The 24754-nt window shown below is 45.1% G+C and carries 17 protein-coding genes; 2 read left to right on the forward strand and 15 right to left on the reverse strand.

The annotated features are described in order from the left end of the window. Nucleotides 1–2 precede the first annotated feature (2 nt). The 7 genes from tssJ to tssB form a co-directional block, all read right to left on the reverse strand. Nucleotides 3–533, reverse strand: a complete 531-nt coding sequence (gene tssJ / locus CX651_RS00335; RefSeq protein WP_025889986.1) for a type VI secretion system lipoprotein TssJ — start codon at nucleotides 531–533, stop codon at nucleotides 3–5. Then, nucleotides 533–1861, reverse strand: coding sequence for a type VI secretion system-associated FHA domain protein TagH (tagH, locus tag CX651_RS00340; RefSeq protein ID WP_101052551.1), 1329 nt, complete (start codon nucleotides 1859–1861; stop codon nucleotides 533–535). The genes tssJ and tagH overlap by 1 nt, the downstream gene beginning before the upstream one ends. 15 nt (nucleotides 1862–1876) lie before the next feature. Next, on the reverse strand, nucleotides 1877–2887 hold the full coding sequence (tssG, locus tag CX651_RS00345) for a type VI secretion system baseplate subunit TssG (RefSeq protein WP_101052553.1): 1011 nt from the start codon (nucleotides 2885–2887) through the stop codon (nucleotides 1877–1879). After that, nucleotides 2851–4617 carry a type VI secretion system baseplate subunit TssF gene (gene tssF / locus CX651_RS00350; RefSeq protein WP_101052555.1) on the reverse strand — a complete coding sequence of 589 codons (1767 nt, stop codon included), beginning with the start codon at nucleotides 4615–4617 and terminating at the stop codon, nucleotides 2851–2853. The genes tssG and tssF overlap by 37 nt, the downstream gene beginning before the upstream one ends. 2 nt (nucleotides 4618–4619) lie before the next feature. Continuing rightward, the gene (gene tssE, locus CX651_RS00355) at nucleotides 4620–5048 is read right to left on the reverse strand and encodes a type VI secretion system baseplate subunit TssE (protein ID WP_101052557.1); all 429 of its coding nucleotides are present in this window, start codon (nucleotides 5046–5048) and stop codon (nucleotides 4620–4622) included. Nucleotides 5049–5053: 5 nt separating this feature from the next. Beyond that, the gene (gene tssC, locus CX651_RS00360; protein ID WP_071476943.1) at nucleotides 5054–6529 is read right to left on the reverse strand and encodes a type VI secretion system contractile sheath large subunit; all 1476 of its coding nucleotides are present in this window, start codon (nucleotides 6527–6529) and stop codon (nucleotides 5054–5056) included. Nucleotides 6530–6614: 85 nt separating this feature from the next. Further along, on the reverse strand, nucleotides 6615–7103 hold the full coding sequence (gene tssB, locus CX651_RS00365; protein ID WP_101052559.1) for a type VI secretion system contractile sheath small subunit: 489 nt from the start codon (nucleotides 7101–7103) through the stop codon (nucleotides 6615–6617). Between the two features lie 856 nt (nucleotides 7104–7959). Between tssB and CX651_RS00370 the strand changes: the two genes are divergently transcribed. Then, on the forward strand, nucleotides 7960–8196 hold the full coding sequence (locus CX651_RS00370; RefSeq protein WP_101052561.1) for a YdcH family protein: 237 nt from the start codon (nucleotides 7960–7962) through the stop codon (nucleotides 8194–8196). Between the two features lie 111 nt (nucleotides 8197–8307). Here the strand turns inward: CX651_RS00370 and CX651_RS00375 are convergent, their stop codons facing one another. Continuing rightward, nucleotides 8308–8883: a hypothetical protein gene (locus tag CX651_RS00375; RefSeq protein ID WP_101052563.1), complete on the reverse strand. Its 576-nt coding sequence runs from the start codon at nucleotides 8881–8883 to the stop codon at nucleotides 8308–8310. A gap of 163 nt (nucleotides 8884–9046) precedes the next feature. On the opposite strand from CX651_RS00375, the gene CX651_RS00380 reads away from it, so the two are divergent. Beyond that, nucleotides 9047–9985 carry a LysR family transcriptional regulator gene (locus CX651_RS00380; protein ID WP_039035788.1) on the forward strand — a complete coding sequence of 313 codons (939 nt, stop codon included), beginning with the start codon at nucleotides 9047–9049 and terminating at the stop codon, nucleotides 9983–9985. A gap of 217 nt (nucleotides 9986–10202) precedes the next feature. On the opposite strand, the gene CX651_RS00390 is transcribed toward CX651_RS00380, so the two are convergent. The 7 genes from CX651_RS00390 to CX651_RS00425 form a co-directional block, all read right to left on the reverse strand. Beyond that, the gene (locus CX651_RS00390) at nucleotides 10203–12143 is read right to left on the reverse strand and encodes a multiheme c-type cytochrome (protein WP_146225979.1); all 1941 of its coding nucleotides are present in this window, start codon (nucleotides 12141–12143) and stop codon (nucleotides 10203–10205) included. Nucleotides 12144–12873: 730 nt separating this feature from the next. After that, nucleotides 12874–14142 (reverse strand): serine hydrolase domain-containing protein, encoded by a 1269-nt coding sequence (locus CX651_RS00395; RefSeq protein ID WP_101052567.1) that lies wholly within the window; start codon nucleotides 14140–14142, stop codon nucleotides 12874–12876. Nucleotides 14143–14732: 590 nt separating this feature from the next. Then, nucleotides 14733–16406, reverse strand: a complete 1674-nt coding sequence (locus CX651_RS19945) for a hypothetical protein (RefSeq protein ID WP_198552032.1) — start codon at nucleotides 16404–16406, stop codon at nucleotides 14733–14735. 426 nt (nucleotides 16407–16832) lie between these two features. Beyond that, a complete protein-coding gene (locus tag CX651_RS00410) occupies nucleotides 16833–17942 on the reverse strand; it encodes a hypothetical protein (protein WP_146225978.1) in 1110 nt (369 codons plus the stop codon). A 273-nt stretch (nucleotides 17943–18215) separates the two neighbouring features. Continuing rightward, entirely contained in the window at nucleotides 18216–19136 is a 921-nt protein-coding gene (locus CX651_RS00415) for an IS5 family transposase (protein WP_101052573.1), read from the reverse strand. 107 nt (nucleotides 19137–19243) lie between these two features. Beyond that, nucleotides 19244–23674 carry a DUF3883 domain-containing protein gene (locus tag CX651_RS00420; protein ID WP_101052575.1) on the reverse strand — a complete coding sequence of 1477 codons (4431 nt, stop codon included), beginning with the start codon at nucleotides 23672–23674 and terminating at the stop codon, nucleotides 19244–19246. Next, complete coding sequence (locus CX651_RS00425) at nucleotides 23671–24747, reverse strand: hypothetical protein (RefSeq protein ID WP_101052577.1); 1077 nt, start codon at nucleotides 24745–24747, stop codon at nucleotides 23671–23673. The genes CX651_RS00420 and CX651_RS00425 overlap by 4 nt, the downstream gene beginning before the upstream one ends. Nucleotides 24748–24754: the final 7 nt, after the last annotated feature.

Raw genomic sequence — 24754 nt, forward strand, 5'->3', positions numbered from 1 at the left:
TGTTATTCCACTTTATCCAGTACTATGTCCTGCTCACTGAAAAACATCAGCAGGTGATATTCACGGCCCATGGGTTTGATCTTGACGACCTTCTTCCATTGGGCGACCTCGGGATCACTGAAATGCGCCATGATGCCTATGTATCTGGTGTCCTCATCGACAGCGAAATGGTCGATAAACTTGAACTGTCCCGGCAGCAGGGTGTAGTCACTGTGGTCGATATAATTGGAGCCGAGCGCCTCTTTGTAATCCGCCTTGAGCGAGTCAAAGTCGGCGGCCAGAAACTTGGAGTCATCTTCCAGCTCGTACACCACCAGCTCCAGCGGCGTGGCATCGCCGGCCGCATTGGGGTTGACCTTATCGAGCGCATACATGCTGTAGGTCAGTTGTGTCGGCAGGTCTTTGGCCTCTCCCACTGGAATGGAAGGGTCCCACAGTACTTGCGCCGTTTTCTTGGTGGCATTCCATGCCGAGCTGCAAGCGGCCAGCTGAAGCAAACAAAGCCCGATTAAACCCAGCCTTATCAGTCCCATCAGAATTCCCTTTGCAGTTCCCTGAGTTTCTTGTCATAGGCCTGTTCAAACACTTCCCAGAAGAGTTTACGGAAGCCCTGTTGACGGGATGACGTCAGCTCCTGGTAGTAGTTCTCATACATTTCCCAGGCCCAGTTATCACCTGGGTTGAGCGCCGACTCGCTCACCTTGCGGTATTGGCTGAAGCGCCTCAGCAGGGTGTCGGGTGAGAAAGACTTGAGGATGTAGTTGAGCGCCTCTGTGATGGCATGCTGTACCGCTTCATTGTGGTGCTCAATGGAATTCAGGCTCTCGCTGATGGCGGCCGCCGGAGACAGATGCACCGGGCTCTTGTTGTCATCAAACAGGGTGCGGACGGTTTCCTGATAATCCAGTCCCAGACGCAGCGGGTTATCTTCGATGGGCTGCAGGTTCTTGTTGATAAGATCATAACGGCTGCTTTGCGCGTCCTGATGCAGTGACAGCAGGCCTTTAATGGCGGCCTGCAAAGCAGCGCCCATTTCAATGGCCAGTGCCTGCTGGGTGCCTGTGTCGTTCATATCACCCAGCTGTACTCCTAAGCCGCGCAGCATAGGGCCGGTGGCTATATGGGTGCCTTCATCGGCGGGCCAATCATTGCCCAGGCCGTTTTTGACTTCAGATTCCAGTAAGTCCAGTGCATTCTCGTCCATAATATTGTCCATTTTCGCTCGTTTGTTCAGATGAATAGCCGAACCGGTATCGAAGTCCGTATCGGCCTGGGCGGTAAAATTCTTGCCTTGCCAGTAGAGTTCCTTGGCCAGCAGGGATTCGGCGTTTTCCTGCTCTTTGGTCACAGATTCCTGGTCAAATTCAACGCTTTTGACCGCGGCCTGCTGTTGCCTGTCCAGTGCCAGTAAAGGGTCATCCAGGCTGGCATCGGTTTCTTCCTCTTCTTCGGCGGTTTCCGCCTGAATAAGTGAACCGTTCTCAGACTTGAACCATTCAGAAAGCTGGCCGGTTACCGGGTCATCGGCCTGCTCGCTGCCCAGCAGCGTCACCCGCACTTTGTAGGGGCCAATGGCGATATGATCGTTCTCATTCAGCCTGGCCTTGCGATCCCGCCCAAGCTCCACTGTGGAGCCGTTGAGAAACACCCGGCCAGAGAGATCTTCAATACAGAAATGACCGTCCAACCAGAGGATGCGACAGAAGTAGTCGCCTATGGTGCGCTCCCTGTCCCTGAGCACCCATTCGCAACCTGGGCCGGCGCCTATCAGGCCACCGTCCTTGTTCATTCTCGTGTGGGGCACCAGGCCTGACTCCAACAGCTGGGAGTTCACCACATTCAACGCAATCAAATTACTCAAGAGGCCAACCTCCCTTTATTGCCTGATTTGAATCAATACGCTCTTACGCGTGCTATCGCCCTTGCCGAGGAAAGAGGACCATCCCAATTGGCCGCCCTTTTCTTCCCCCAGTTGCAGCAGCGGGGCTTCATCTTCCCTGAGCGTCAGCTCAAGGTCGTAGGCCATCTGTTCCCGCAGGATCACTTCCATCACCTTACAAAGTGGCTGGAACTCCCGCCCGGAGGGCAGAAAATCGCGAAAACGCTCTGGTGACAGATCTTCCATACAGAGCACAAACTTGCCGCAAAGATCGCCGACCCGCTCTCCAAGCATTGTGTCTTCCCCCAGCCTGGAATTGGCCATCCCCAAACGGCAACGCTGGAACTCGGGGATCTCCACCTGTCGCAGTTGCCATTGGCGAATACTCACCTGGGGCAGGTCAAAACAGTGCGCCACTATACCGGCAACCGCCTGGGGCGAGCGGCTGCGACCGGCGAGCATGCCGGCGTAGGCCAGCATCTTGCACCAGTTGATCGGCGTGTCGCCGCGAATATCCTCGTTGGCCAGCCCCACCAGGGCGTAAACCTGGGCTGAAAAGCTGTCGCTGGCATCGTCCTGAAAACGCACGTAGTAGCGGTATTTGCGCCACAGGCGATAAAACAAGGAAATCAATCTGTTATTAAAGAAATCCAGAAAGTTGCGCCGAATGCCGTCTTCATCTTCGAGCAGCATATCCAGCAGGTAACTGGGCAGCGGCGACTGGGCACCATTGAGACCGAGAAAACAAGTCTCCAGCCGCAGGCGCCCATCCCCCAGAGACTCAAGCATGGAGATATCCGCCGGCGCAAATCCAAGGCTTGGATTGGCGCTGAACTGCAACTCACCGGCCAGTTCCCACTGGGCATCTTCCGGATCTCTGCCTTCCAGTTGGTGCAATAACTCCACCAACTGGAAAAAGCTGTACTCACGGTAGTCCTGTGGCAGCCTGCTGCCCCCCGGCTCCGGAAAGGTTATATCAGCGGTTGTTGACCGCTCTGGATATCCCATGTGTACCTTTCCTTGTTGTGAGCATTGATAACCACCAACTCATGAAACGAGTTGATGCTGGCGTAGAGGGCAAAAAAGTGGTTCAGCACAGTGCCGAACAGATAAAGGTCGCCCTCGGAGCCGAAATACTGTTGGTCGAGCACCAGTTCTGTCTTGAGGCCGCGAACCGGCAATCCCCTGACAATTCTTTCGGTCGGCCCAGACTGAATACTGCTGATGCCGTCGAGTCGCATCCGGGTGACCCGCTCGGCTTGTCTGTCGACCAACGCCTTGAAGTCATAGGCGCGGATGATGGAACAGATGGCATCACGGGACAGCAGTGACAGATAGTTGAGCGACAAGTTGGAGATCAGGGTCCACAACAAACTGCCATCGAGCACAGGCCGCAAAGGGTGGCTGGGCTCGGTGATATTGCTGAAACGAGCAAAGCTTGGCGATGTATCTGTGGCGACGCAGATGTCGCCCTTGCCCAACTTGGTCGGCAGTTGCCGGTTGGAGCAGGTCAGTGTCACCGACACGGCTTCTGTCATCTCCAGGCACTGGGTTTCATCGCTGCGCACAAACGAGAGGCAATGATCCAGGCCGTCGTTGCGCATGCTGTCGCGCACCCGCATCCGGTAATACAGCGCGGTGCGATTACGGGCGCGCTCCACTTCATGTTGGAAGCTCTCAAACGGCGAATAGACTCGCTGCTGGCCGCGCATTCTGCCCTCATTGGAGTCCAGCCATCCCTGCACCTTGTCGACACTGAAAATTTCAAAGTGAGCTGGATGGCGACTGGAGGGTACAATCGGGTATTCGACCCGCTTGCCGTTGAGATCGATAGGATCGGCGTCGTGCTCAAATAGGTTAATAGCCGGAACACAGTAGAGCAGGAAAGTATCCTGACGCACATGCACGTCGGCAGGCAACGTCTTGGAAAAAGTGAGTTTGAGGCTGAAGTCACCCTTGAGATATTCGGGGATACACTTGGCGATTCCCTTGATATCGAAGAAATGAAACGCCTCGGGGAATGTCAGGTACTCCTGCAGAATGCGGTAGCCTTCGTAGACGTTTTTCGGATAGGGCAAGATACCGCTGCCGGCCTCAAATCCTACTGACGCAAAGCTGCTGCGCGGCAAACGATAGCTGCCATGGGCGCCGACAATTTCGATAGAGTCCAGATAATGATTCAACCAAAGATACAGCATCTGGGCACTGTAGCTTTGGCCTCCCAGATAAAACCTGAGGCTTTCCAGCCCCATTTCAAGCAGGGAAAGGTCGCTGCTGTTATCAAAATCCAATTGAATAATAGAGGCTTCCCGGGAATGGGAAGCATCTATATGACGGATTTGCACCGGATAAACATCAACAGGACGACAGGTACGAAAGTGACAGATCTGCCCTTCGACCGGATGACTGTCCAGCATACAACCGGCCGCAATCTCCTGCCTGTGGGTGATCCCCTTCTCATGCGGATAGAAGCGCATGATGGTATGACTGGGAATCGGCCTGAGATAGTTGGGCCACAGCATGCTGATCATCGAGTGAGTAAACTCGGGGAATTCATCGTCAATCTTTTCCCTGAGTCGACCGGTCAGAAAAGCAAAGCCCTCGAGCAAACGCTCGATATCGGGATCAGTGTGGTTACCGTGAAGATAACGCGCCAACTGCGGATGGATATCCGAAAATTCCCGCCCCTGCTCTCTCAAGAAAGCAAGTTCATCCCTGAAGTATTTATCCTGAGACACTGCTAAACCACTCTGTATCTGCGACTGTTATCCAATAACAAATCGATCTTCAACTTATCCTTGTTGGAAGCCACTTTGATGCTGCCATAGATGTGGAACCTGAGGTTCATCGGATTGCCCTCATCGAACAACACGCTGACATCAATATCTGTCAGCCTGGGTTCAAAGCGACTCAGGCAAGCCTTGATTCCGTTACGCATCCTCAGGCCAAGATCCACACTGGCGGAACTGGCATCATTGAAATCGAACAGTCCCAGTTCAGGACAGCTCTGGCTTTCTCCAATGCGGGTATTGAGAATATGTGAAACATTACGTTTGATGGAATCGACGACAGCATCCAAGCTGCTGTCGCCATATCCACTTTGGCGTTCGGCTCCCAAGCGTTCAAAGAAGCCAACACCAAAAGTTCCGGAGAAATCATCGTTCAACAACGTGATTACTCCTGATCCAAACGTCCTACCAGCGACAGTTCAAAGTTGGCACCCATGTACTTGAAGTGCGGACGCACAGCCATGGAAACCTGATACCAACCGGGATCGCCCTGAACATTCATCACCTCAACCTTGGCGGCACGCAAAGGACGACGGCTACGAACATCTGCCGGTGGGTTTTCCTGATCGGCGACATACTGTTTGATCCAGTTGTTCAGCTCGCGCTCCAGATCCTGACGCTCTTTCCAGGAACCTATCTGCTCACGCTGCAACACCTTGATGTAGTGTGCCAGGCGGTTGATGATCATCATGTAAGGGATCTGGGTACCCAACTTGTAGTTGGTCTCGGCTTCCTTGCCTTCCTTGGTGTTGGGGAACACCTTGGGCTTTTGAATCGAGTTGGCAGAGAAGAAGGCCGCATTATCACTGCCCTTACGCATGGTCAGGCTGATAAAGCCTTCATCGGCCAGTTCAAATTCCTTACGGTCGGTGATCAAGACTTCGGTCGGGATCTTGGACTGCAAAGCGCCCATGGATTCAAACACGTGTACCGGCAGATCTTCCACCGCACCACCACTCTGTGGGCCAATGATGTTAGGACACCAGCGATACTTGGCGAAGCTCTCGGTCAAACGGGTAGCCAGCGCAAACGCTGTATTACCCCAGAGGTAATCTTCGTGGCTGGCGCTGACATTTTCGCGATAGTTAAAACTGCGAACCGGGTTATCGATTGGGTCATAAGGCACACGCAGCAGGAAGCGAGGCGCCGTCAGGCCTATGTAGCGCGCATCTTCAGACTCACGCAGCCCACGCCACTTGCTGTACTTGGGGCTTTCGAAAGTAGACTTGAGATCCTTGAGATTCGGCAGTTCTTCAAACGAGTCGACACCGAAGAATTCAGGCGCAACTGAAGACAGGAATGGCGCATGAGCCATGGCCCCAACAGCACCAACGTACTGCAGCAGCTTCATATCCTGAGTCGAAGGGGTAAAGGCATAGTTACCGACGATAGCGCCGACAGGCTCACCACCGAATTGGCCGTAACCGGCAGAATAAACATGCTTGTACAGACCGGACTGAGCAGTTTCCGGTGAAAATTCAAAATCATCCAGCAGCTCGTCTTTGGTGACGTGCAGCAATTCAATTTTGATATTCTCACGGAAATCGGTTCTGTCGACCAACAGCTTGAGGCTGCGCCAGGCTGATTCTATCTGCTGCACCTTTTCATTGTGCAGAATGGCATCCATCTGCTGGCTGATCTTCTTGTCCAGCTCAACCAACATCTTATCGACCAGAGCCTTGTTGACCGGCTCGGCAGTGTTGTCTGTCTCCAGAATGTTACCGATGAAAGCAGCAACACCACGGCGAGCAATGTCATAGCCTTCATCCACCGGCGCCATCCGGGTTTGTGCCATTATCTGATCGAGCAGAGTTGCATTGGCACTTTGGGAAGCGCCTGATGTTTGATTTTGAACATCCATGAATTTTGATTCCTCAATTACACTTGTGTCTATATCCGAGACATAATCCACAGCCTATCTCCATAACGGCTTATATTGGCTTGAATTATTGTTCCATCTGCTGCAATTCACTCAGCAGCTTTTCTCTAGACTCTTCCGTTGCAATTAATTCCTGCAACTTGGCTCTGAAGGCAGGAATATTTCCCAATGGTCCCTTAAGTGCAACCAAAGCTTCACGAAGTTCGATTAACTTTTGAATTTCAGGAACCTGCTCACCGATAGAATCAGGTGAGAAATCTTTGAGGGAATCGAATTTAAGATCAACAGACAACTCAGCACCATCTTCATCTGTCAATTTATTGTCAACTGTCGCAGAAATTGACAGATTGGCTTCTTTCATAACGGATTCAAAATTAGATTTATCAACTTGAACCGTCTTACGCTCTTCCAATTGAGAGTCTTCAGGATGACCATTAAAGTCACCTAAAACCAACAACTTAAGAGGAAGTTCCATTTCACTCTGTTGATCACCCGTAGAGGGAACATATTTGATGTTAATACGTTCCTTCGGAGCGACTGAACCATCTTTCGCCATGAGATTATCTCCATATAAGATCTTTTACGACTGGTAAGTCCATTTCAAAAGCAGGCCTAACTTACAAGCCCAACAAGTCATAGTCAATCGGCGTTCAAGACCTTAGTATAATAGGTGCAACCACATTTGATTAACAAAAGAAACAACAAACTTAAAGTGTATAATTCTTTAGTGGGGTATATATTCCCCATAAAGACTAAATTTAAGAATATTAGACAATCAAAACCACTTTTTTATAAAAATCCAACACTATTAAAAAGCTAGTTTCAAATACAAGAAGTAAGAGATATCTTACAGAGATTAAAGAAAGATCCGTGGCATATTCTGCAAAAGTAGGAAAAACCAATACCTAAGTATTAGCACTTGTTAAATTGTGTTTACCGGGTATAACCTGCTTAGTAGCGATATTGACTGAGTTTTTAGAGAGACTCCCCCCTCTTGCCGTATTAAAGCCAGCCCAAATGACACCTTTTATACAGGTCCCCCACTTAAGTTACCAACACCTTGCTGTCGTCTATGCTATCGGGAAATGCCACAATGATTAACGGCCACTCATAGATATTCAAAGACAAAGTCTTGTATAGGCTTTCCTGAAACATAGCAGGAGCTTTGTGCAACAACAGACTTTCCGCTACAAACCAAGCAAGCTGAAGCGGCAGTTATACAGGACTCCAATCCAAGTACATCTTCGCCTGCTCAGTTTTGCCGTATCCGGCATTGTGATTAATTGACATAGCAAAACAGGGATTATAATCAGTTGTCGGCTTTCTCTGGATGACAGACAAAGCGCCACTGGGTAGAGTAGGAATCAAGGCTTAAGCCTACGTCGACCAGACACCATTGGAGGAGAGAGCTTATGTTGGGCGAAAATCATGCGCTGATCCTGGAGTTTCCGGAGTACAAACAAAAAATTCAACAACTCGGGGAAAACGATCCGCACTTTAGTGAATTGGCGGCAGAGTATCAGGCTCTCGACCTTGAGATCCGCGGTCTGGAAGAAAACTGTGTGCCCACGGCAGAAGAACGTTTCAGCCAATTGACATTGCGCCGTGCCGAACTCAAATCTTGGCTCTATCAGCAGTTACTGCGCTGAGGATCACTCGCTCCCAAACGCCCCCGGATATCTCCCAGGAAAACAAGAGCTCCGTGTTACTTAGCCGGAGCTCTATCAAGCTGATGCTTCAGCATTCAAAAACACCAAAGCTTAAAGCTTATCCAGCTGCAAAGCATTGGCAAACTCCTGTAATTCACTGGCTTTAACCCCTTCACCCGAGAGGGTAAACATGGCATTGCCATTGACTATCACAGTCAGCTCAGGTTCACCGGACTCTGTGCTCAGCATGGCATTATGTCCCTGAACCTTGATCAGTTTGCCTCCGCTCATGGCAATCATTGAAGGATTGGTCAGCATGGCCATAACAGACTGTAACAAGGGAGAATCAAGCACCAACTCTATCTCCAACTGCGCACTTTCTTCTTTATAATAGTGGCGGCTGGCATTGATGCCGCCCCCCAACATCATGCCACCACTTTCACTTGAAGGTTCATCTGCTTGCCAGCCAGGTAATGGCTCTGGAAATACCCCGACCACTTCCCCGGCCCGCTGTTGCCGGATAAGGGCTGAAGCATAATCCAGCTGGGAACTGGCCTGGCTCAATTCACCCTTACGGTAATGCTGTAACCCGGCCTCAATGGCTTCGGCTACGGCAGGATCTTCGGCTGCCTGCAGCGGCGCCGCCAATGCCAATGAGACAACAAATAATAGATTTAAAGGTTTCATTATCTTTCCCTGATAAAAAGTTCGCGATTAGCATAGCTGCAAGCAGGACTCTACGCCAGTTGCTAATTCTGTGAGGCATTTTTTCAGTCAGGAATTGCGCCTATTCGGACTTTGGCCTGGCAAAGCAAGCTGCTAAACTGCTCTATCCACCCCTGCGCCCGGGATAATAATGAAAGTCGATCTCAACCTGCTTCCGGTATTGGAAGTCCTGCTGGAAGAACAAAGCGTTACCGGCGCGGCCAGGCGGTTGCACCTGAGTCAATCGGCCGTCAGTAAGCAGCTCAACCGCCTGCGGGAGTTGTTCAATGACCCGCTGTTTGAACGTAGCGCCTTTGGTCTCAAGCCCACTCCCAGAGCGCTGGCTCTGGGGCCAGAGCTGCAGCAATGGCTCAGGTTGGCCGAGCGGTTGACGCTACCGGACAAGTTTGACCCCGCCGCCAGTGAACGTCAGTTTCGTATGCACTTGGTGGAAACCGCCTACTCCCTCACCCTGCCGCATTTTATGCCTTCCTTGCTGCGCCAGGCTCCCGGGCTGGATATCAACTGCAAGACCTGGCACCCGGGCACCATGGAGCAGCTGCTGCGCTGCGAGCTGGACTTTGCCATAGGCTGCCGCGAGTGGGATCCGCGCTCGCTAATGCATATCAATAGCCTACCGGATGAACTCGAGTATCTGGAGCTGACCCGCGACAAGCCCATCTGTCTGCTGCCGCCGGATCATCCTGCGCTTGAGGGCGACTGGAACCTGGAGCGTTTTCTCAGCTTCGAGCATCTGCAGGTAGCCTTTGGCGGTATCGAACATTGGCTGCTGGATGATGTACTGGCACTCAATCACAAGACCCGACGGATCCGCGCTAACATCACTGACTTTCCTACTGCAATTGAGCTGTGCCGTCACAGCGAATTGCTACTATGCGCACCTGCCAAATATGCGGCCCAGGCGCTGCAACATGTTGAGCTGGCGACGCTGGAAGTGCCGATAGATCTGGTGCCAGGCGCATACGTGTTGTTGTGGCACAAACATTTCAACCAGGATTCGGCCCACAAATGGCTCAGGCAGATGATTGCCGACACAGTAATCCCGGCCAATACTTTAAGGTAAAAAACTGTTTGGAAAACGCCGCCAAGATGCTCAAATCCGGTGTTATCTTTTTTCAGCATATGCTGCAAACACCTGTAGCTGACTCTAACGGTCAAGATTACTTCAACAGTTCAAACATCGATCAAAAAGTCACAGTAATAAAAGGCCCGGTTCAGCGTCATCGGAAAGTTGAAAATTCCGGATGCTGTCCCGGGCCTATTAGCCTCTATCCTACCAGTTAATACTGATGGGCCTCAGCCATCCTCGCAGGGGTATGACACACGGAGCAAGATTCAACGATCGGAGCCGGATCGAATACATTGAATTCGGCGCTTTCGCCTTGATGAACGGCTGATGGCGTGACGGCTACATTAAAGTCACCACCTTGGGTACTCATATGAGCCTTGGCGGCCGGAGTGCTATGACATGCCGCGCAGTTCGCAGAAATGGCGGTAATACCATAGACACTGTTTTCATCAAGCCCGTTGAGCACGACTGCCGGCGCAACCTTTTCCAGATTGATCTCACCGGTATGACAAGCCACACATTCCACCTTCTTGTTCTTGTCTGTAGTAGGCATATCATTCACGCCACGTTTAACCTTGTAATCACCAAAGTGCATGTTGTGCACCAAAGGTCCCCAAGCCATAGGATAGTCTTCACCCTGTTTACCCGGAGCCCAGCTGTAAGCGCTGTGGCACTGGGTACAGGCATCGCCGCCGAGATCAAAGCCCCCCCGCTGCCCACCATGCCCCTGCAAACCTTCGGTATGGCAGTTAAGGCACTTCATGCCATCAGAGCTGGTACGACGCACCTCTTTGATATTGGACACAGTAATAGGTGCATTACCATCGGCATAGGCGATTCGACCGTCGACACCGCCCACCAGAACTTCACCCTCTTCGTATGGTGCGGCATGTTCAATAGTATAGGTATACGAACCATCCTCGTTGGTTACCCCTGCTGTAGAACGTGCCACATGGCCTTCATCACGACCAGGCAGTACAGCTTCACCATGTTTGACAATAGTTGCCCAACCACGGGGAGTCGCATCGCTGATAGCAGCAATATCCACGGATTTACCATCGGCATCAGTCGCTTTTACCGTGACTTCAATTTGACTCTTATCGGCAGAACGCTGTACTGAGATTAGCTCAAATTGGTAACGGTTAAGGGCTTCATCCCGCGCCGCACCATTGTTATGAGCATACATGTAACCATCGGGTCCATGACAGGTCTGGCATGAAGCATCGGTAAAGCCGGTATGATTAACATTACCAACTCGATCGGCATCAAACAGGCCGGTGTGACAAGTCACGCAGCCATTAATGGAGGCTGTGAACTGAACATCATCGGCATGACAGGTAGAACAACGCTTCATGTTCATGGAGTAATTCCCCCATAAAGCCGCATGACCTTTGGAAACCTTACCTCCCTCGCCATCAGACATTTTCCCGTGACCTATCATTGCCAAGGTATTTAACGCATAGCCACCATCTTTTTTCTCTGTCTGGGTATGGCAACTCAAACAAGCTTCAACAATTACTACTTCTTGATCATTATTTAAGGCGTGATGGTGTTGGTGCCATCCCCAAGTGGAATTGCCTGTCGCTGCAGTAAACTCACCATGACACGCCACACATTTGGCATCTTCTGTAGTGCTGACCTGGGCATATTGATCTGTTTGAGTCAGCATTACCCGCTTAGTACGCGGCATACCATTATTACCATTACCCGGACGAATATAACCTATACCCACTGATTCAGATGTCACGCCTTCACGGGGCATAGACAAGGTATAAACCCCGTCACCTTCGTGAGTCAAAGTCCCCTTGGAATTAGACTCTCCGGCAAAATAAGTCATTGTTACTGTATCGGCAAGGAAGCCCTGCGCATTGGTTACAGTAGACAACAATTCGACCTTGTCTAAATCTTCAACGGGTATACCATCTTGATTTTCAACGGTAAACTCGACATTGACCAAACCATCACCAAAGTGCCAGTCCAGCACCTTGGCAACCGCAGATGTAGTCACTACTGGCGGCTCTCCAGGCGTACCGGGAATACCTGGGGTTCCGGGCTCACCCGGTTTTCCATCCTTACCGTCACTGCCACAGGCCGACACGCCTAATGCTGCAGCAATTATCATCACCATCTGGTATTTCTTTATTTTTCTCATTATTTTCCCCTAATGCGTAAGAGGTACTACGAAATGAGTACCAAATATTAGAATAGGAAAATAAAAAAATTTACTTTGTAAATAAGATCACAATTTAGACAAATAAAGTAAATGCAATCAACATTAAAAACAATCCACCAACACACGAACATTAATTGAAGCTTAATTTTAAATTAAATATTTATTAACCAAATAAAGATTTAACGAGAAAAATGAAACTTAAGTTTGAAAAGCAAACAATAGTTCAGCGTGCTTCAACCAGAAAGTTCAACGTTCCCATTGAATGAACAACCTATGCACGGCACATAAGCCCTGCACACCAAAAAACTTAAAATACTGATTTAATTACTTAAAAACCATAATACGCTTGAGTTGGCGAAAAACAACAACACAGTATCTTTACGAAAAATATCTTTAAATTCAAAATATTGATAAGACATAAAGTTAAAATCAGCAAAAAACATCCAGCTTCGGCGGATAATTACAGCCAATGCTGACTTCGCGCATATTTTTAAAAGCTCAACACAATTTACCAGGAACGATATTAGTCACCGAAAAATAAAAAGAAGAATACACAAGGGACATTTTCGAATCCTTTTGAAATATCTTGCCAGACTCTATTTCCCTTAAAAGATATAAGAGTTTCCTCAGTCAATGCCGACAGATAGGTAATCATAACCACTATGCTGCTACAGGTTGCTTATCAGTGCATTATGCAGATAAGCAATATTCAGGGAATGTAGAGCATGTTAATTAGGGCCGCCGCTATGGTGGTAGCCGGATCTTTGCCATCCACAGCCGGTGCCAGGTTAGTCCAAACCACCAGAGTCACCTTGTTAACAGGATCATGCCCCATAAAAGAGTTATAGCCGGGCAGCTCACCTGTATGCCCATAGAGGTTGCCAAACTTGGCGATCCCCAAGCCGTAATAGGCAGTGTTGGGATTCTCGGGATCTATCGGCCTGACACTATCCAGACGCCTTCGCTGCCAATCGGCATTCAGCAGTTCTCCGGCAACCAAAGCTTCTACCCAGGTTGCCAACTCATTGGCACTGGAAATCCCGGCGCCGGCCGCCCAGCCCCAGGAAGGATTGGCCTCGGTTTGATCTATGGGTGCCAGAATGCCCTCTCGGGCTTCTCGCTGCATCTTTTCGGGCAGCATATAGGGTGGATCCATAGTCAACACATTGGTGCCATACATATAACCCCGCGCCAAGGGCGTGGGAAGAGTATTCGAATGGATATCGGGAAACAGAGTCCGCTCAAGCCCCAAGGGAGCAAACAACCTCTGCTGCATCACAGTCGCCAGCGGCTTGGCATCGATTTGCTCGGCAATCAGTCCCAGCAAGACGGTATTGGTATTGGAGTATTCAAATGCGCTGCCGGGGGCAAAACCAGGTCTATGGGCAAAACTCATTGCCAGTAGCTCATTCTGAGTCCACACCTTGGTTGGCTGCTCATCAAGCGTCTGATTCAACTCAAGTGTGGTGGTGTAGTTGAAAAGGCCGCTGCGCATCGTAAGCAAATGCTCTATGGTGATCAACTCACCGTTTGGTACATTGTTGAGAAACATGGAGACAGTGTCATTCAGTTGCAATCGCCCTTGTTGCACCATCTGCAAAATCACGGTACCGACCCAGGTCTTGGTATTGGATCCCACCCTGACATGCTGGTCAAAATCGGTCGCTTCATTGCCGCCATAACGGGTTACCCCATAGGCGGTTTTAAAATCGCCCCTTGGCGTTCGCAGAATCACCACTGCGCCGGGCACCAGCATCTCCTTGGCCAGTTGTTCCACCGTCTGCTGCATCTTGGCCGTGTCGACAGGATTGAGCACCACCTCTTGTGAATCCGAATTACAGGCGCTCAGCACACTCACAGAGACCAAGATAGACACATGGATAGGCAGATAAGCCCAAAAGCGCTTGGCACTGACGGCCGCCTTATTGCCAAAGGATCTTGTACCCAACCACACCCGACTCAACACTCGATTAAACATAAACAGCCTCTCCCTATCTGTTACCGCATACCGGCGAGCCAGACTATCCCGCCTTCCATTGCATCACACAAAGCTAGTCAGCTTTGGCATGGGATTCAAGTTGTTGTGAGAGAAATAGCAAATATTTCCAGAAGGAGGGCTTAGCAGACTAAATCCTTGGAATGGGGAAACTAAAGCATAAAAACTTTTGAAAAACAGGCAAATAGAAATACCACATAGACATTTATCATTTTTATAACCCTACCCTGCCTGAAAATTTGACTTTTGTATTCATTTATCACCTGAACGAGCCCAAACCGGCTTAGATGCCAATGACTCATCATTAAAAGTGCTTACCTTTAAGTACCTTGGCAGCTGGAACCATGACTCATTTAAGTAGTGGTTGCGTCGTTTTAATGTTGGCAGTGATGCCATCTTTAACTCGACGCTTATACATAGGCATGTCTATTTCTACTGTACTACCAGTTAAGAGGCGAATAATCCACCGCCTAACTGGTAACCACTTTTTCGCATTAGAACAAGACTGAAATGCGCTGTTTCATACGTTAATGTAGGCTTGACTCACACCTATTGAGAACAACTGGAACCGGTCAAAGAGCATCACACAACATTTCCCTAACCCCCTTACCACTCTTGAAGGCACAATCAATGGCTAATTGTCTATCGGCACTGAGGTTACCCATCTCCCGGTCAATTAACTCTGCACCTTGTTCCAGGGTATTGGCGTCCATCACAGTTTGAAAAAGCTGCAAATACCAGTTTTGGTTCGGCCGTAACGCTATTCCTTGTCTTTCAAAGTACTGGCATGTTCGAATGATCACAGAACATTGCATCATCACATAGGTGGATTTCACTTCTGTACGGTGCCATAACCGCTCTACGCTCATTAACGCAAATAAGCCAGACAATGTTTGAGCGAGTAAGTATTGCCCCACCAATTCAGCTGTATCTTGATGCCGATATTTTAAGTGGGAGTCAACAATGAAAAAGGTACTAAAACAACATTCCGCCATCGAAGTAACCAACTGTTTGTTTTCGGGGTATCCCTTGTCCCTCAAGCCGGAAACAACATCATCCAATACCACTTCGTATATGTTGGATAACAAAGTATCCAAAGCAGCAGGTAATTCAAGCTGCTCGTCAGTATCCGATACGGAGTCAGACTTACGCAATGCGACCACTAGCTCTTCGAGCATATTCGTCAATATCAAAACTTCGTTTTCAGAAAACTGATCCAAGTATTGGAAGTCATAATCATTGATAAACAGAGTTTTTTTATCACAGCGAATACTACGAATTTCACTTAAGGAAAAGCTCTCTACCTTTCTTAGCGTACCTTTAGCCCAAATGGCGTGAGGAGTCACAACCAGAAAATCTTTGGTTGTTTGCATAAAGGTGTTATCCACAATCATCAGGATATCGTAAGGTTCAATTTTACCCTCTGATATCTCAATGACTTTTCTGACTTTGTGGACTTTGATAGCCGGCGCGATTTGGATTTGCTGGGATAGACGATGCCTCTTGGCCACAGCGTTAACTATATCCAAGTATTCCCGCTGATAGCTACCTTCAAAAGCAGGCTTGGAACTGGATTCCTGCTGCGGCTTTTCAGGCGTAAGGCTTTCGGGGGCAGCGCTTTCAGCTTTGCCGCCCGCCGGAGCTGTATTGGTGATAGATACGTCACCATTTGCATCTGCTGCCGGAGTAACACTCTCGGTTGTAACGCCTTCAGGGGGAAGATTTTCAGCAGTAACGCTCGCCGAAGCTGTGTTGCAGACAGAAGCGTCACTATTTGCATCTGCTGCCGGAGTAACGCCGGCTTGTGCCACATTCGAAACTTCAGCAGTTTCTGTCGTCCCTGTATTGCCTTGTATCTTTTGGGTCAGTCTTTCCAATAGTGTCAATAAAACCGCGGGCTTCATCCCGGAACCCGCCATACCAAAAGCACAGCCTTGCCCCAACAACAGCTCGGAACCGTCAACGGCATGCTCTTGACTGGTGTTTATCAACTCTTCCCACGACATTTGGTTTTTTGCAGAAGTTGTAGTCCAGTCATTTTTCCAAAACAATCCTTCAGATGTAAATGCCAGACCATTTTTTGCAGAACCAAAAACCGTAGAATCGACTATGGCATAAATATTGACTGACGCAGGCATGCCATAACATGCACTGGCATTTTTAGCTTTCTTACTGGGTATGTTGGGAGCAACAAAAAGCCCATCAGAGTGGAAGTTCTGCAAAATCTCCAGCACATCTGTTTCCATTTATCTTGTTCCTTGTATAAAACCTTGCTCAATACTTAGCTATGTAAAGCATTGATATCATTTGAGTAAGGTTCAGGATAAATGTTACAAGCAGCCTTCTGCAATGCTTTCTTAGCGGAAATTTGAACTCTAACGACATCATCAATCCTGCCCCTGCGTTCTACAGATTCTACCGGGTGCCTGCAATGACAAGCGCGGCCATATTGAACTGCTTAAACACTCCATCAATGGCGAGCTTAACCAAGGGCCTTAGTCGGTTGTTCAAAGGGTCGGATGGTACGCTGGGAGCGGTTATGGAGAAAACGAGAGTTTCCGTAAAAATCATCTATTTCAATGGACAAGAAGCAGCCCAAGCTTTTAAAGCAATATGATAGGGATAGCTGGCTCTTGTGAGCAATAAAAGCCAGCCTAAATAAAAAATCAGATTTAACATTCATTAACTGGAACTCTAAATACGTATTTTAGAGCACCTACCTGATAGAAATAAACCGTACAAGTTTGGTACCCGCCGTCACTAGATTCGCCGGTATTTTCACCAACATTGCTGAAGTTGGAGGGACCACCTGATGAGTTTTTAAAATCACCGCTTTCACCTAGTGTTTTTAACTTGCTAAGAATGCAGGGGTCAGTAAAAGCGAGAGGACCATTCTTCCCCTTCAACTGTGCTAAAGTATAGCCTCCAGCGACTACCGAAAGATCATTCAATGTTAAATCAATTATTGGTGTAGCTGTGATGTTGTCATTTTTAATAACACTTAAGTCAAATAGAAGATAATCTGTCATAAACCCACTACCCTCAGACTGTCTAAAGCCGAACTGAAGTGATAAGGATGGATCTTTATTTGTATAGTTAAGACCTACTGTTCCCAGCCGATTACTTAGAGTTACTTGTACATCATTTATATCGATTGACGAACCATTCTTACTCAATACAGCATGAATATCCTCCAAAAGACGAGTACCGCTAACTATATCTGACTTTAATTTATTTTCTATATCTGTTAATTTATTTGGGTCAACTATAACAGTGAGTGCTGTGTCTATGGAGCACTCGCTTGAAACACCAGAACTGCTACCCTGCTTACTATCATATAATCCAACTTGATTAATTCCAGCTGAGATAATACCAATCTCGTCTCGACGGATTTTATTTTGTTCTAAAACTGATTTTTTTAAGGCTCCATAGGCTAGCCCGGCATCTGACAAAAGAGCCTTTTGTTCTGATGTTATAGAAAAAGACCAAGTCGTCGCTTTATAAGCTGTCCCATCAGAGCCGTGCCCTACACTGAAACTATAAACAACACCGGAATTGGGGTTGACCAGGGCTATGTTATTGCTCGTTGAGCCACAAATCATATTATCTGGTGTCATGGGTTGAGTTCTGTCTTCCGGGTAACAATTTAGACGTGGCGTAAAATTTTTAACAGCAAACTGTCGTGCACTAGCATCATTTGTACAACTTGAGCACAAATAGTTCTGAGTAGCCATTGATGAAAATGGTAGAATCCCCACCAGTAAGAGAAATATTTTTTTCACTTTATACCTCCTTGTTAACACCACCACTACCAGCTTATAACCCACCAGTCAACCACCACAACAATTGTTCTTCAATCACCTTTTTAATGCTGGGTGATGTAACCTATTAGCCTGCATGGTTTATGTTGACCTGAACCCTATTCGCGCTGTAATAAGCAAAACCCTGGAGGACTCAGACTATAGCAGCATTGAATGGCAGATACGGGCGGGGATACTGGGGGCTTTGTTGCGTAATTCGGACAGGAAACCAAACCGCCTGAAATTGAGCAATTCCTATACAACATACTGAGTTTCAGGCATACCAAACCCTGTAAGCTTGTTCAGCGCTTTGATCATGGCGTAAGTCTCGCCAACCTGAGCATTGTAACTTCTTAAGCTTAATTTCCCACCTAGCAGCTGTTTTACTCGGTACATTGCTGTCTCTGATAGCGAGCGCTTATGATAGCCATACCGCTTTTTCCACTTCTTGTTGGAGCCGTAGAGCTTTTGGCAACCTACCGCTAAGTTACGAGGATGCCCTTGTTCCCAGAAGGCTGCTCCCTCTCTTGGCGGGATGAGCGCAACAGCTCGCTTGACCCGTATGGCATCATGGCAATTCCTTGTGTCATAAGCACCATCTCCTGATATCTCAATGATTTTACGACGTGTCTGCTTAAGCAAGTTGGGAAGTACTTCGGCATCGGTTACGTTAGATAAGCTCAGCTCTGCTGCGACTATTTCGTGGGTGCTAGTATCTACTGCGATATGCAGCTTACGCCAAACCCTACGCTTCCCATCAGTACCATGCTTCTTGACCTTCCATTCACCTTCACCATAAACCTTGAGACCTGTGGCATCAATAGCTAGGTGTTGTATCGCACCTCTGGTTTTAGTTTTAAATGAAACCTCAACTTCCTTAGCGCGACGGCTTATGCAGGTGTAGTGCGGACAAACTAGCGGGATGTTAGCCAGCTTAAATACCGAGTCTAGAAATCCTTGCAGTGCTCTCAACGGCATAGAGAATATGCGTTTCACCATCAGTGCAGTAGTAATGGCTAAGTCGCTAAATTGGCGAGGTCTGCCGCGCTTGCCTTGTTTGTTTTGCTTCCACTCGGCTATCGCTTCCTCATCAACCCAAAAGGTCAGAGAACCACAGTTTATTAAGGCTTTGTTGTACTGCGTCCAGTTAGTTGTTTTGTAACGAGGTTTAGGCATGAGGCTACGACGATTAATGGGTGTAGCCGATCAGATCGTAGCTTCTTGATTTAGTTCCATCGAATTAAGCAACAAAACCCACAAATGGTTAACAAGTGTGAGACTTACTACTCTATTGTAAACGAAACAACATATTCTCTGCTTTCTAGATGGAACCGTTCTTTATCATCAAAGTCTATATGTTCAATTCTAAGAATCTCATTAGAGACTAAGAAAATTTCATAATTCCCAATATTCTTCCTAGCAAATTCAAGCTCATTCCTGCTCAAATGAAATCTATCACCAGAGTAAGTTTTAACTTCAACATACTTCGTTACGTCAAGTTCATTGATATATTTAATATCGTAACCATCGCCATCACTAGTTTTAGATACCCAAGTAACTTTTTGTTTACCAAACTGTTTAACAAGAGAATTATAAACGTCTTCTTCAGACCTTTTACCGTTGATTCTATTGTTATCCGATAATGACTTTGAGTGTTTAAATGGTTTCTTCGATTTACTTTGGTTGTTTTTGATATTTCTTGGTTTACTAAGAGATGCACTCTTTATTTGTTTAGTTTGTCGAACAGAACCCTCAACACCGTGAGGTTTCTTTGTAACATTCTCAGACTCAAATTTTTCATTTATACGAGTTTTAACTTCTTCCCACTTATGAGAAAAAAACATTAGACTCATTAGTTCTTGATCACCTTCAACCCTATCAATATCAATTAATTCAGCGTGTTTGTCGTACACGGCTTCAAAATCAATTTGTGTTTCTTCGATAGATTCTTGCCCTAAAACATCTGAGATATAGTTGTTTACATACTTTTCGTAGTTCATTTCAAAAGATTGTTTATTTTGTCTAGCTGATAAAATAATGAAATTATCGTTACTCTCGTATTGTGATACGTAATGAGTAAATTGAGATTCTCTAGAATTTACTATGCACCATTGATACAACATCTTCTTAAACAAATATAAAGCTCTCTCGAACGCCTGTTTTAGCTTACTAACATGATACTTTGATAAATCTATCTTATAGTACGCAAATTCTGAACGATTGAAGTCAGCAACATTTATTCCCTTCTCCGCGAAAAGCTCTTTTATCGCGCTGCAACTTTCAAGGCCATCCAACTCCTTGAAATCTATTCTTTCAACATCAATTTGCAATTCAAGCTCAGCCGACACACTTTCAAGCAAATTATCATCAGACTCAAACCTATAAGTTTTACCTAATAAGGAATAGACTGTTTTCCAAAATGAATACAGTTCATCTGAGATTCCTAATAATTCTCTTGTTCTAATTAACTCTTCTTCACCAATATCATTTTTAATAGTTTTTTCTAGATACGAAGCTTCCTCTTTGACAACATCTCGGAATACTCGGGTGTCCTGAATATCGAAAATTAATCCTATTATATCTGCAAAGGTTTCTTGAAAATCGAAATCATGCCTAAGATCTCCGACCGTTGACTCAGGTCTAACTTTAATGACAAAATCGTTATCCTGTTTAATGTAGTCATTATTTTCTAGCTCAAAACTTTCTCCATTAATCTGATACTTAACGTCATCGCATAAAACAACCCTGTACCGTCTCAATTTTGCTAGTTCTGCTTTCGCAGACTGATCTTTTTCAATATCTTGTATTCGATAAACCAAAATATATGGGGCAATTTCCTCTAAAAATGACGAGAAGCTACTACTTAAAGAAGGTAAAGAGGATGTACTTGTAATTTCGACATCTAGTTCATTTAGATTCTGCACTCCAAAAAACTCGATAATATTTTGAGTGTTTTGTCTTCTTGGGTAGTTTAACACTGGTACGCTGGCGGCAATCTTCCTCGGTAGTTTTATATTTCCATTGTAAAAAACTTTATCAGCAGATTGATAAGAACGAGTTTGTCCTTTTAAAGCAAAAAGCTTCGTTTCTTGGTTGTCCAAAGGTTGTTTATTGACTTCAAAATGCCTAACCGCCAACTTATATATTGCCTGAGTCTGTCTCCCATCAGGGGACTTTACCGGAAGTTCACTAATGATTCTTTGTACTGCTTCCAAAGATAGTTTTTCAAATTTATCAGTTGCACCAATTTTTAATAACAAACTTTCAACATCTGATCGACTAATACCGAAATAATTGAATTGCTCATAATCAAAATTGAAGCTGATGCTATTTACAAGAGGGCTTAGCTTCTCATTAGCGAAAAAAAAGTCTCTAAACAGCCCGAGAGATTTTACTTGATACTTAATAAATGAAGGTTTATGTGAAATATTATGGCTATAAGACCCATAATATTCTCTGTCCTTGTTAAAACTAAATTTGTCAGTATTTGCTGAATCATCTAACTGATTATAAATGTCTTTATCTTGGATAAACCATATGACTAGCTTTTCTAACGAGATATTTTGCGCAATAAGCTCAAAGTTATCGATCTCCTTGTAATGAAAAGAACCAACTCTATAACCTAAAGGGCGAGGAACACACTGAAAAACAAATTTTTCGTACTCTAAATTTCTTCTACCTTTAACTTCGTTAAACTTACTATTTTTGTTAACTCCTAGCCATAAAAAGAACTGTTCTAGGTTATCCGGATCCTCTTCACCTAACCTATATTTGGAAGGTGCACATAGAAATACATTATCTCTGAATATTCCTTCAAATAAGAACTCATTTAAAGTTCCAGAAGGATAGCCCTTAGATAAATATAAATCGCTTGCATCAGTCAGAGTATGTTCTTTATTGTAAAGTTGGATTTTTGAATCAGGTATTTGTTGTGGATAGTTCAATTTATTGAAATTTTCATAAAGAGAACGAACCATACTGGTTAGTATTTCTTCAACTTTGTTATTGTCTTCTTTAATTAAACGGTTTGCATTTGAAACTATTTTCTGAAGTACCGGTATAGGCTGATACTGTTGAATATTTGTGATTTGTCTCAAAGCTCTCTGCAATTCACGAGCTTTTTCATTCGAATCAATCTCAAATTTTTTGATCAATAATTCAAACAAGTCTCTATGAATAAACTTGATACTGATATAATCAGGTACACTAATATCTATCGATGAAGGCGTATATACTTCATCTTCAAGAGAAATCAATGCTCCACTTGAGTCAATTAAAAGCTCTAATTTTTCATCATGCTTGAAAGTGTGGTAAAACATATAAATCATAGAAGCTCTGTCTTCTATGCTATTTATATTTTTACTTAAAACTCTCAATTTTTCAGTATCTACACTTCCATTTAAATTTAAACTCGAAAGGTCGGTAGTGCCATCTAAGGGAATTAACAAGTTTTCAAAGACGAACTCTTGGTTAATAGAGCACACAAAACTAGAAAGCGCATCTATAAATATAACTTCTGATTTTTTTCTATAAGTTCCGTCAACACAAGGAAACACCTCCAAAGTGTTGATCGCATCATCAATAGCATCGTAGAACCCCAGCTCCATAAGAATGTTATTAGGATTGTTGTATGACAAAAGCTCAATAGCTTTGTAACTAATATTACCTTTCGTTAAAGATTTCGCTGTATCAATAATTAACTTAACTAACTCTCTTAAAATGAAGCGGTTTTTTTCACTGTCATTTATCTCATTTCTGGAGCTGTTTAATTCGAAGGTTCCATGAATAATAAAAGGAAAGTCAACAGCTAATTTAGTAGGGAAATATGCGAAAATTTCTCGAATATCACAGCAGAGTTCATCTTGCAGAGCAATTTTTAAATCGAAGAACTCTTCTTCACTTTCTTTATCCCATAACTCTTTAGGTAATTCTCCTTTGTGTTCATAGACGTTCCATTTTTCACTAAGATCCGTTTTATCTATTGCCTTGATACACTTTCCATCAACAAAAACTGTTAATGTTTTAATAGAGTTTAAAAAGAGTAGGATCTCACTCTTTAACTCGTCTATTTGCTTTTTAATATCACCTAGGAAGCCAACTTTGTATCGTATATCAATTGACGTGATCCAGTCGTGATTTATTTCCTCTGTTAACTTCGGAATAGATAGGAATGGAATAGGATAAATTGAATCAGGTAAATTTTGTGCTTTTCTAATAGCATTGCGCTCTCCTGGTAAAAACAGCTCATCAAAAACACCATTTACAATTTCATTTGAAAACTCAATTCTTAGGTTGTTGCTATTAATTGATATCGATTCACTCCAATTAATGATCGATCTAAAGCCAAGCCCTTTATTTCCTATGAACTTTTTAGATGTTTTAGTACTCAAATTAGAAATCATTAAAGATCTAATTCCGTTAGAGCTAAAAGCGCTACAGCCAGTTCCTCTATTTTTAATACTTAGCAAATTAGCTTTAGTATCTAATTCAATTCTTACCTCATCTGACTTTTCATCATCAGCATTTTGAAGAAGCTCAAGTAACTGTCTTCCGTTGTACTCTTTTTCAGTTTCAACTTCACGGTTGAACGCAGAAATCATATCTGCTGGGGACTTTTTATAGACTTCCTTTCGGCGAACTATTTCTTCTAAGATCTCTGCCTTAATACCAATGTTTTGCTCTTTAATTGGCTCCATAGTCGCTATATTATTCAAGATAAAGCCTCCTCATATTCCCTTTGAACTCTCGCCCTTAAATCGAATTGGTATTCTGCACTGCCATTAAACAGATTTATCTTCCTCTGAGGATCGTCGCCATTTTCACTAATTTTTACCAATTTATTTAGTAACTTTTTACCGTAACCATTTTTCTTTCCCCACATAGACGCATATGAGTTTTCAAGCCTTTCCATGTACATGCTTTCATCTTCTTCCCTTCTGACGAATGTGAGGTCAACAACGGAATGAATTGCTTTATCAAATGAACTAAATAACCAAACAGAATCGCTGTCTTCACGACAGTATTTAATTAGAAGTTGAATGAAAGAAATATCCCATATAGCGTTTCTAAGATCTTTAGGCCCATGAGATTTGAGCATTTTTGAAATTTTCCAGCTACTAAAATAAACAGATAAAAAGTGAAATGATGGTGCTGAAAACATATATTCATCATATATCCAATCCATCAGTTCAAGCATGGTTTGATATGGAGATATTCTTTTAGAACGAGCTAGAGATATCGCTTTCTTTATTATGACTGCATTTCTCTCTACCAAAGTTAATCTCTCTGGTAACTTGCCACCTATAAGCTCGCCTGTCTTAAACAAAGACAGTTCATTACGACTTATGCTATCTCTTTGCTTTAGAAATAAGTCTAAGTAAATATTAGGATTTAAGTTATCAGCTGTTCGAAATAATGCTAGCTCATCATCTGCTTTATCTAAACCATTTCGCTCTATATATTCGTGATAGGAATAACCTGTTTCCGATAAAATATTTCCTGCATTTAGTACAGCTTGCAGAGCAGCTACACTCCTATAGGGCTGTTGGTTTTTCTGTTCAGAAATATCTAAACCATTAACCAAGCTGATCAAATAAGAAACTACATTCCTGTCCAATAGGCACTTAAATTCAACACCTGGTGAATACCAGATATCAGTCAAACTTGGATGTCCTTTCCTGTTAACATTGAGAGGATCAGATAGTAGTTTATTTTCTAATACATGCGTTTCTGCTCGTAATATTTCTTCCAGCCGATCGTGAATGATAAGTAACTCCATGTCTTCCATACAATCT

Origin of the sequence: Shewanella chilikensis, from assembly GCF_002836945.1 — a bacterium.
In the GTDB taxonomy this organism is placed as follows: domain Bacteria; phylum Pseudomonadota; class Gammaproteobacteria; order Enterobacterales; family Shewanellaceae; genus Shewanella; species Shewanella chilikensis.

Coding starts and splice junctions, on each gene's coding strand:
- CX651_RS00415 (WP_101052573.1), bottom strand. CDS start 19,136: ATGCCTAAACCTCGTTACAAAACAACTAACTGGACGCAGTACAACAAA.
- tssC (WP_071476943.1), bottom strand. CDS start 6,529: ATGGATGTTCAAAATCAAACATCAGGCGCTTCCCAAAGTGCCAATGCA.
- CX651_RS00395 (WP_101052567.1), bottom strand. CDS start 14,142: ATGTTTAATCGAGTGTTGAGTCGGGTGTGGTTGGGTACAAGATCCTTT.
- CX651_RS00370 (WP_101052561.1), top strand. CDS start 7,960: ATGTTGGGCGAAAATCATGCGCTGATCCTGGAGTTTCCGGAGTACAAA.
- tssB (WP_101052559.1), bottom strand. CDS start 7,103: ATGGCGAAAGATGGTTCAGTCGCTCCGAAGGAACGTATTAACATCAAA.
- CX651_RS00425 (WP_101052577.1), bottom strand. CDS start 24,747: ATGGAAGACATGGAGTTACTTATCATTCACGATCGGCTGGAAGAAATA.
- CX651_RS00375 (WP_101052563.1), bottom strand. CDS start 8,883: ATGAAACCTTTAAATCTATTATTTGTTGTCTCATTGGCATTGGCGGCG.
- tssG (WP_101052553.1), bottom strand. CDS start 2,887: ATGGGATATCCAGAGCGGTCAACAACCGCTGATATAACCTTTCCGGAG.
- CX651_RS19945 (WP_198552032.1), bottom strand. CDS start 16,406: ATGGAAACAGATGTGCTGGAGATTTTGCAGAACTTCCACTCTGATGGG.
- CX651_RS00390 (WP_146225979.1), bottom strand. CDS start 12,143: ATGAGAAAAATAAAGAAATACCAGATGGTGATGATAATTGCTGCAGCA.
- tssJ (WP_025889986.1), bottom strand. CDS start 533: ATGGGACTGATAAGGCTGGGTTTAATCGGGCTTTGTTTGCTTCAGCTG.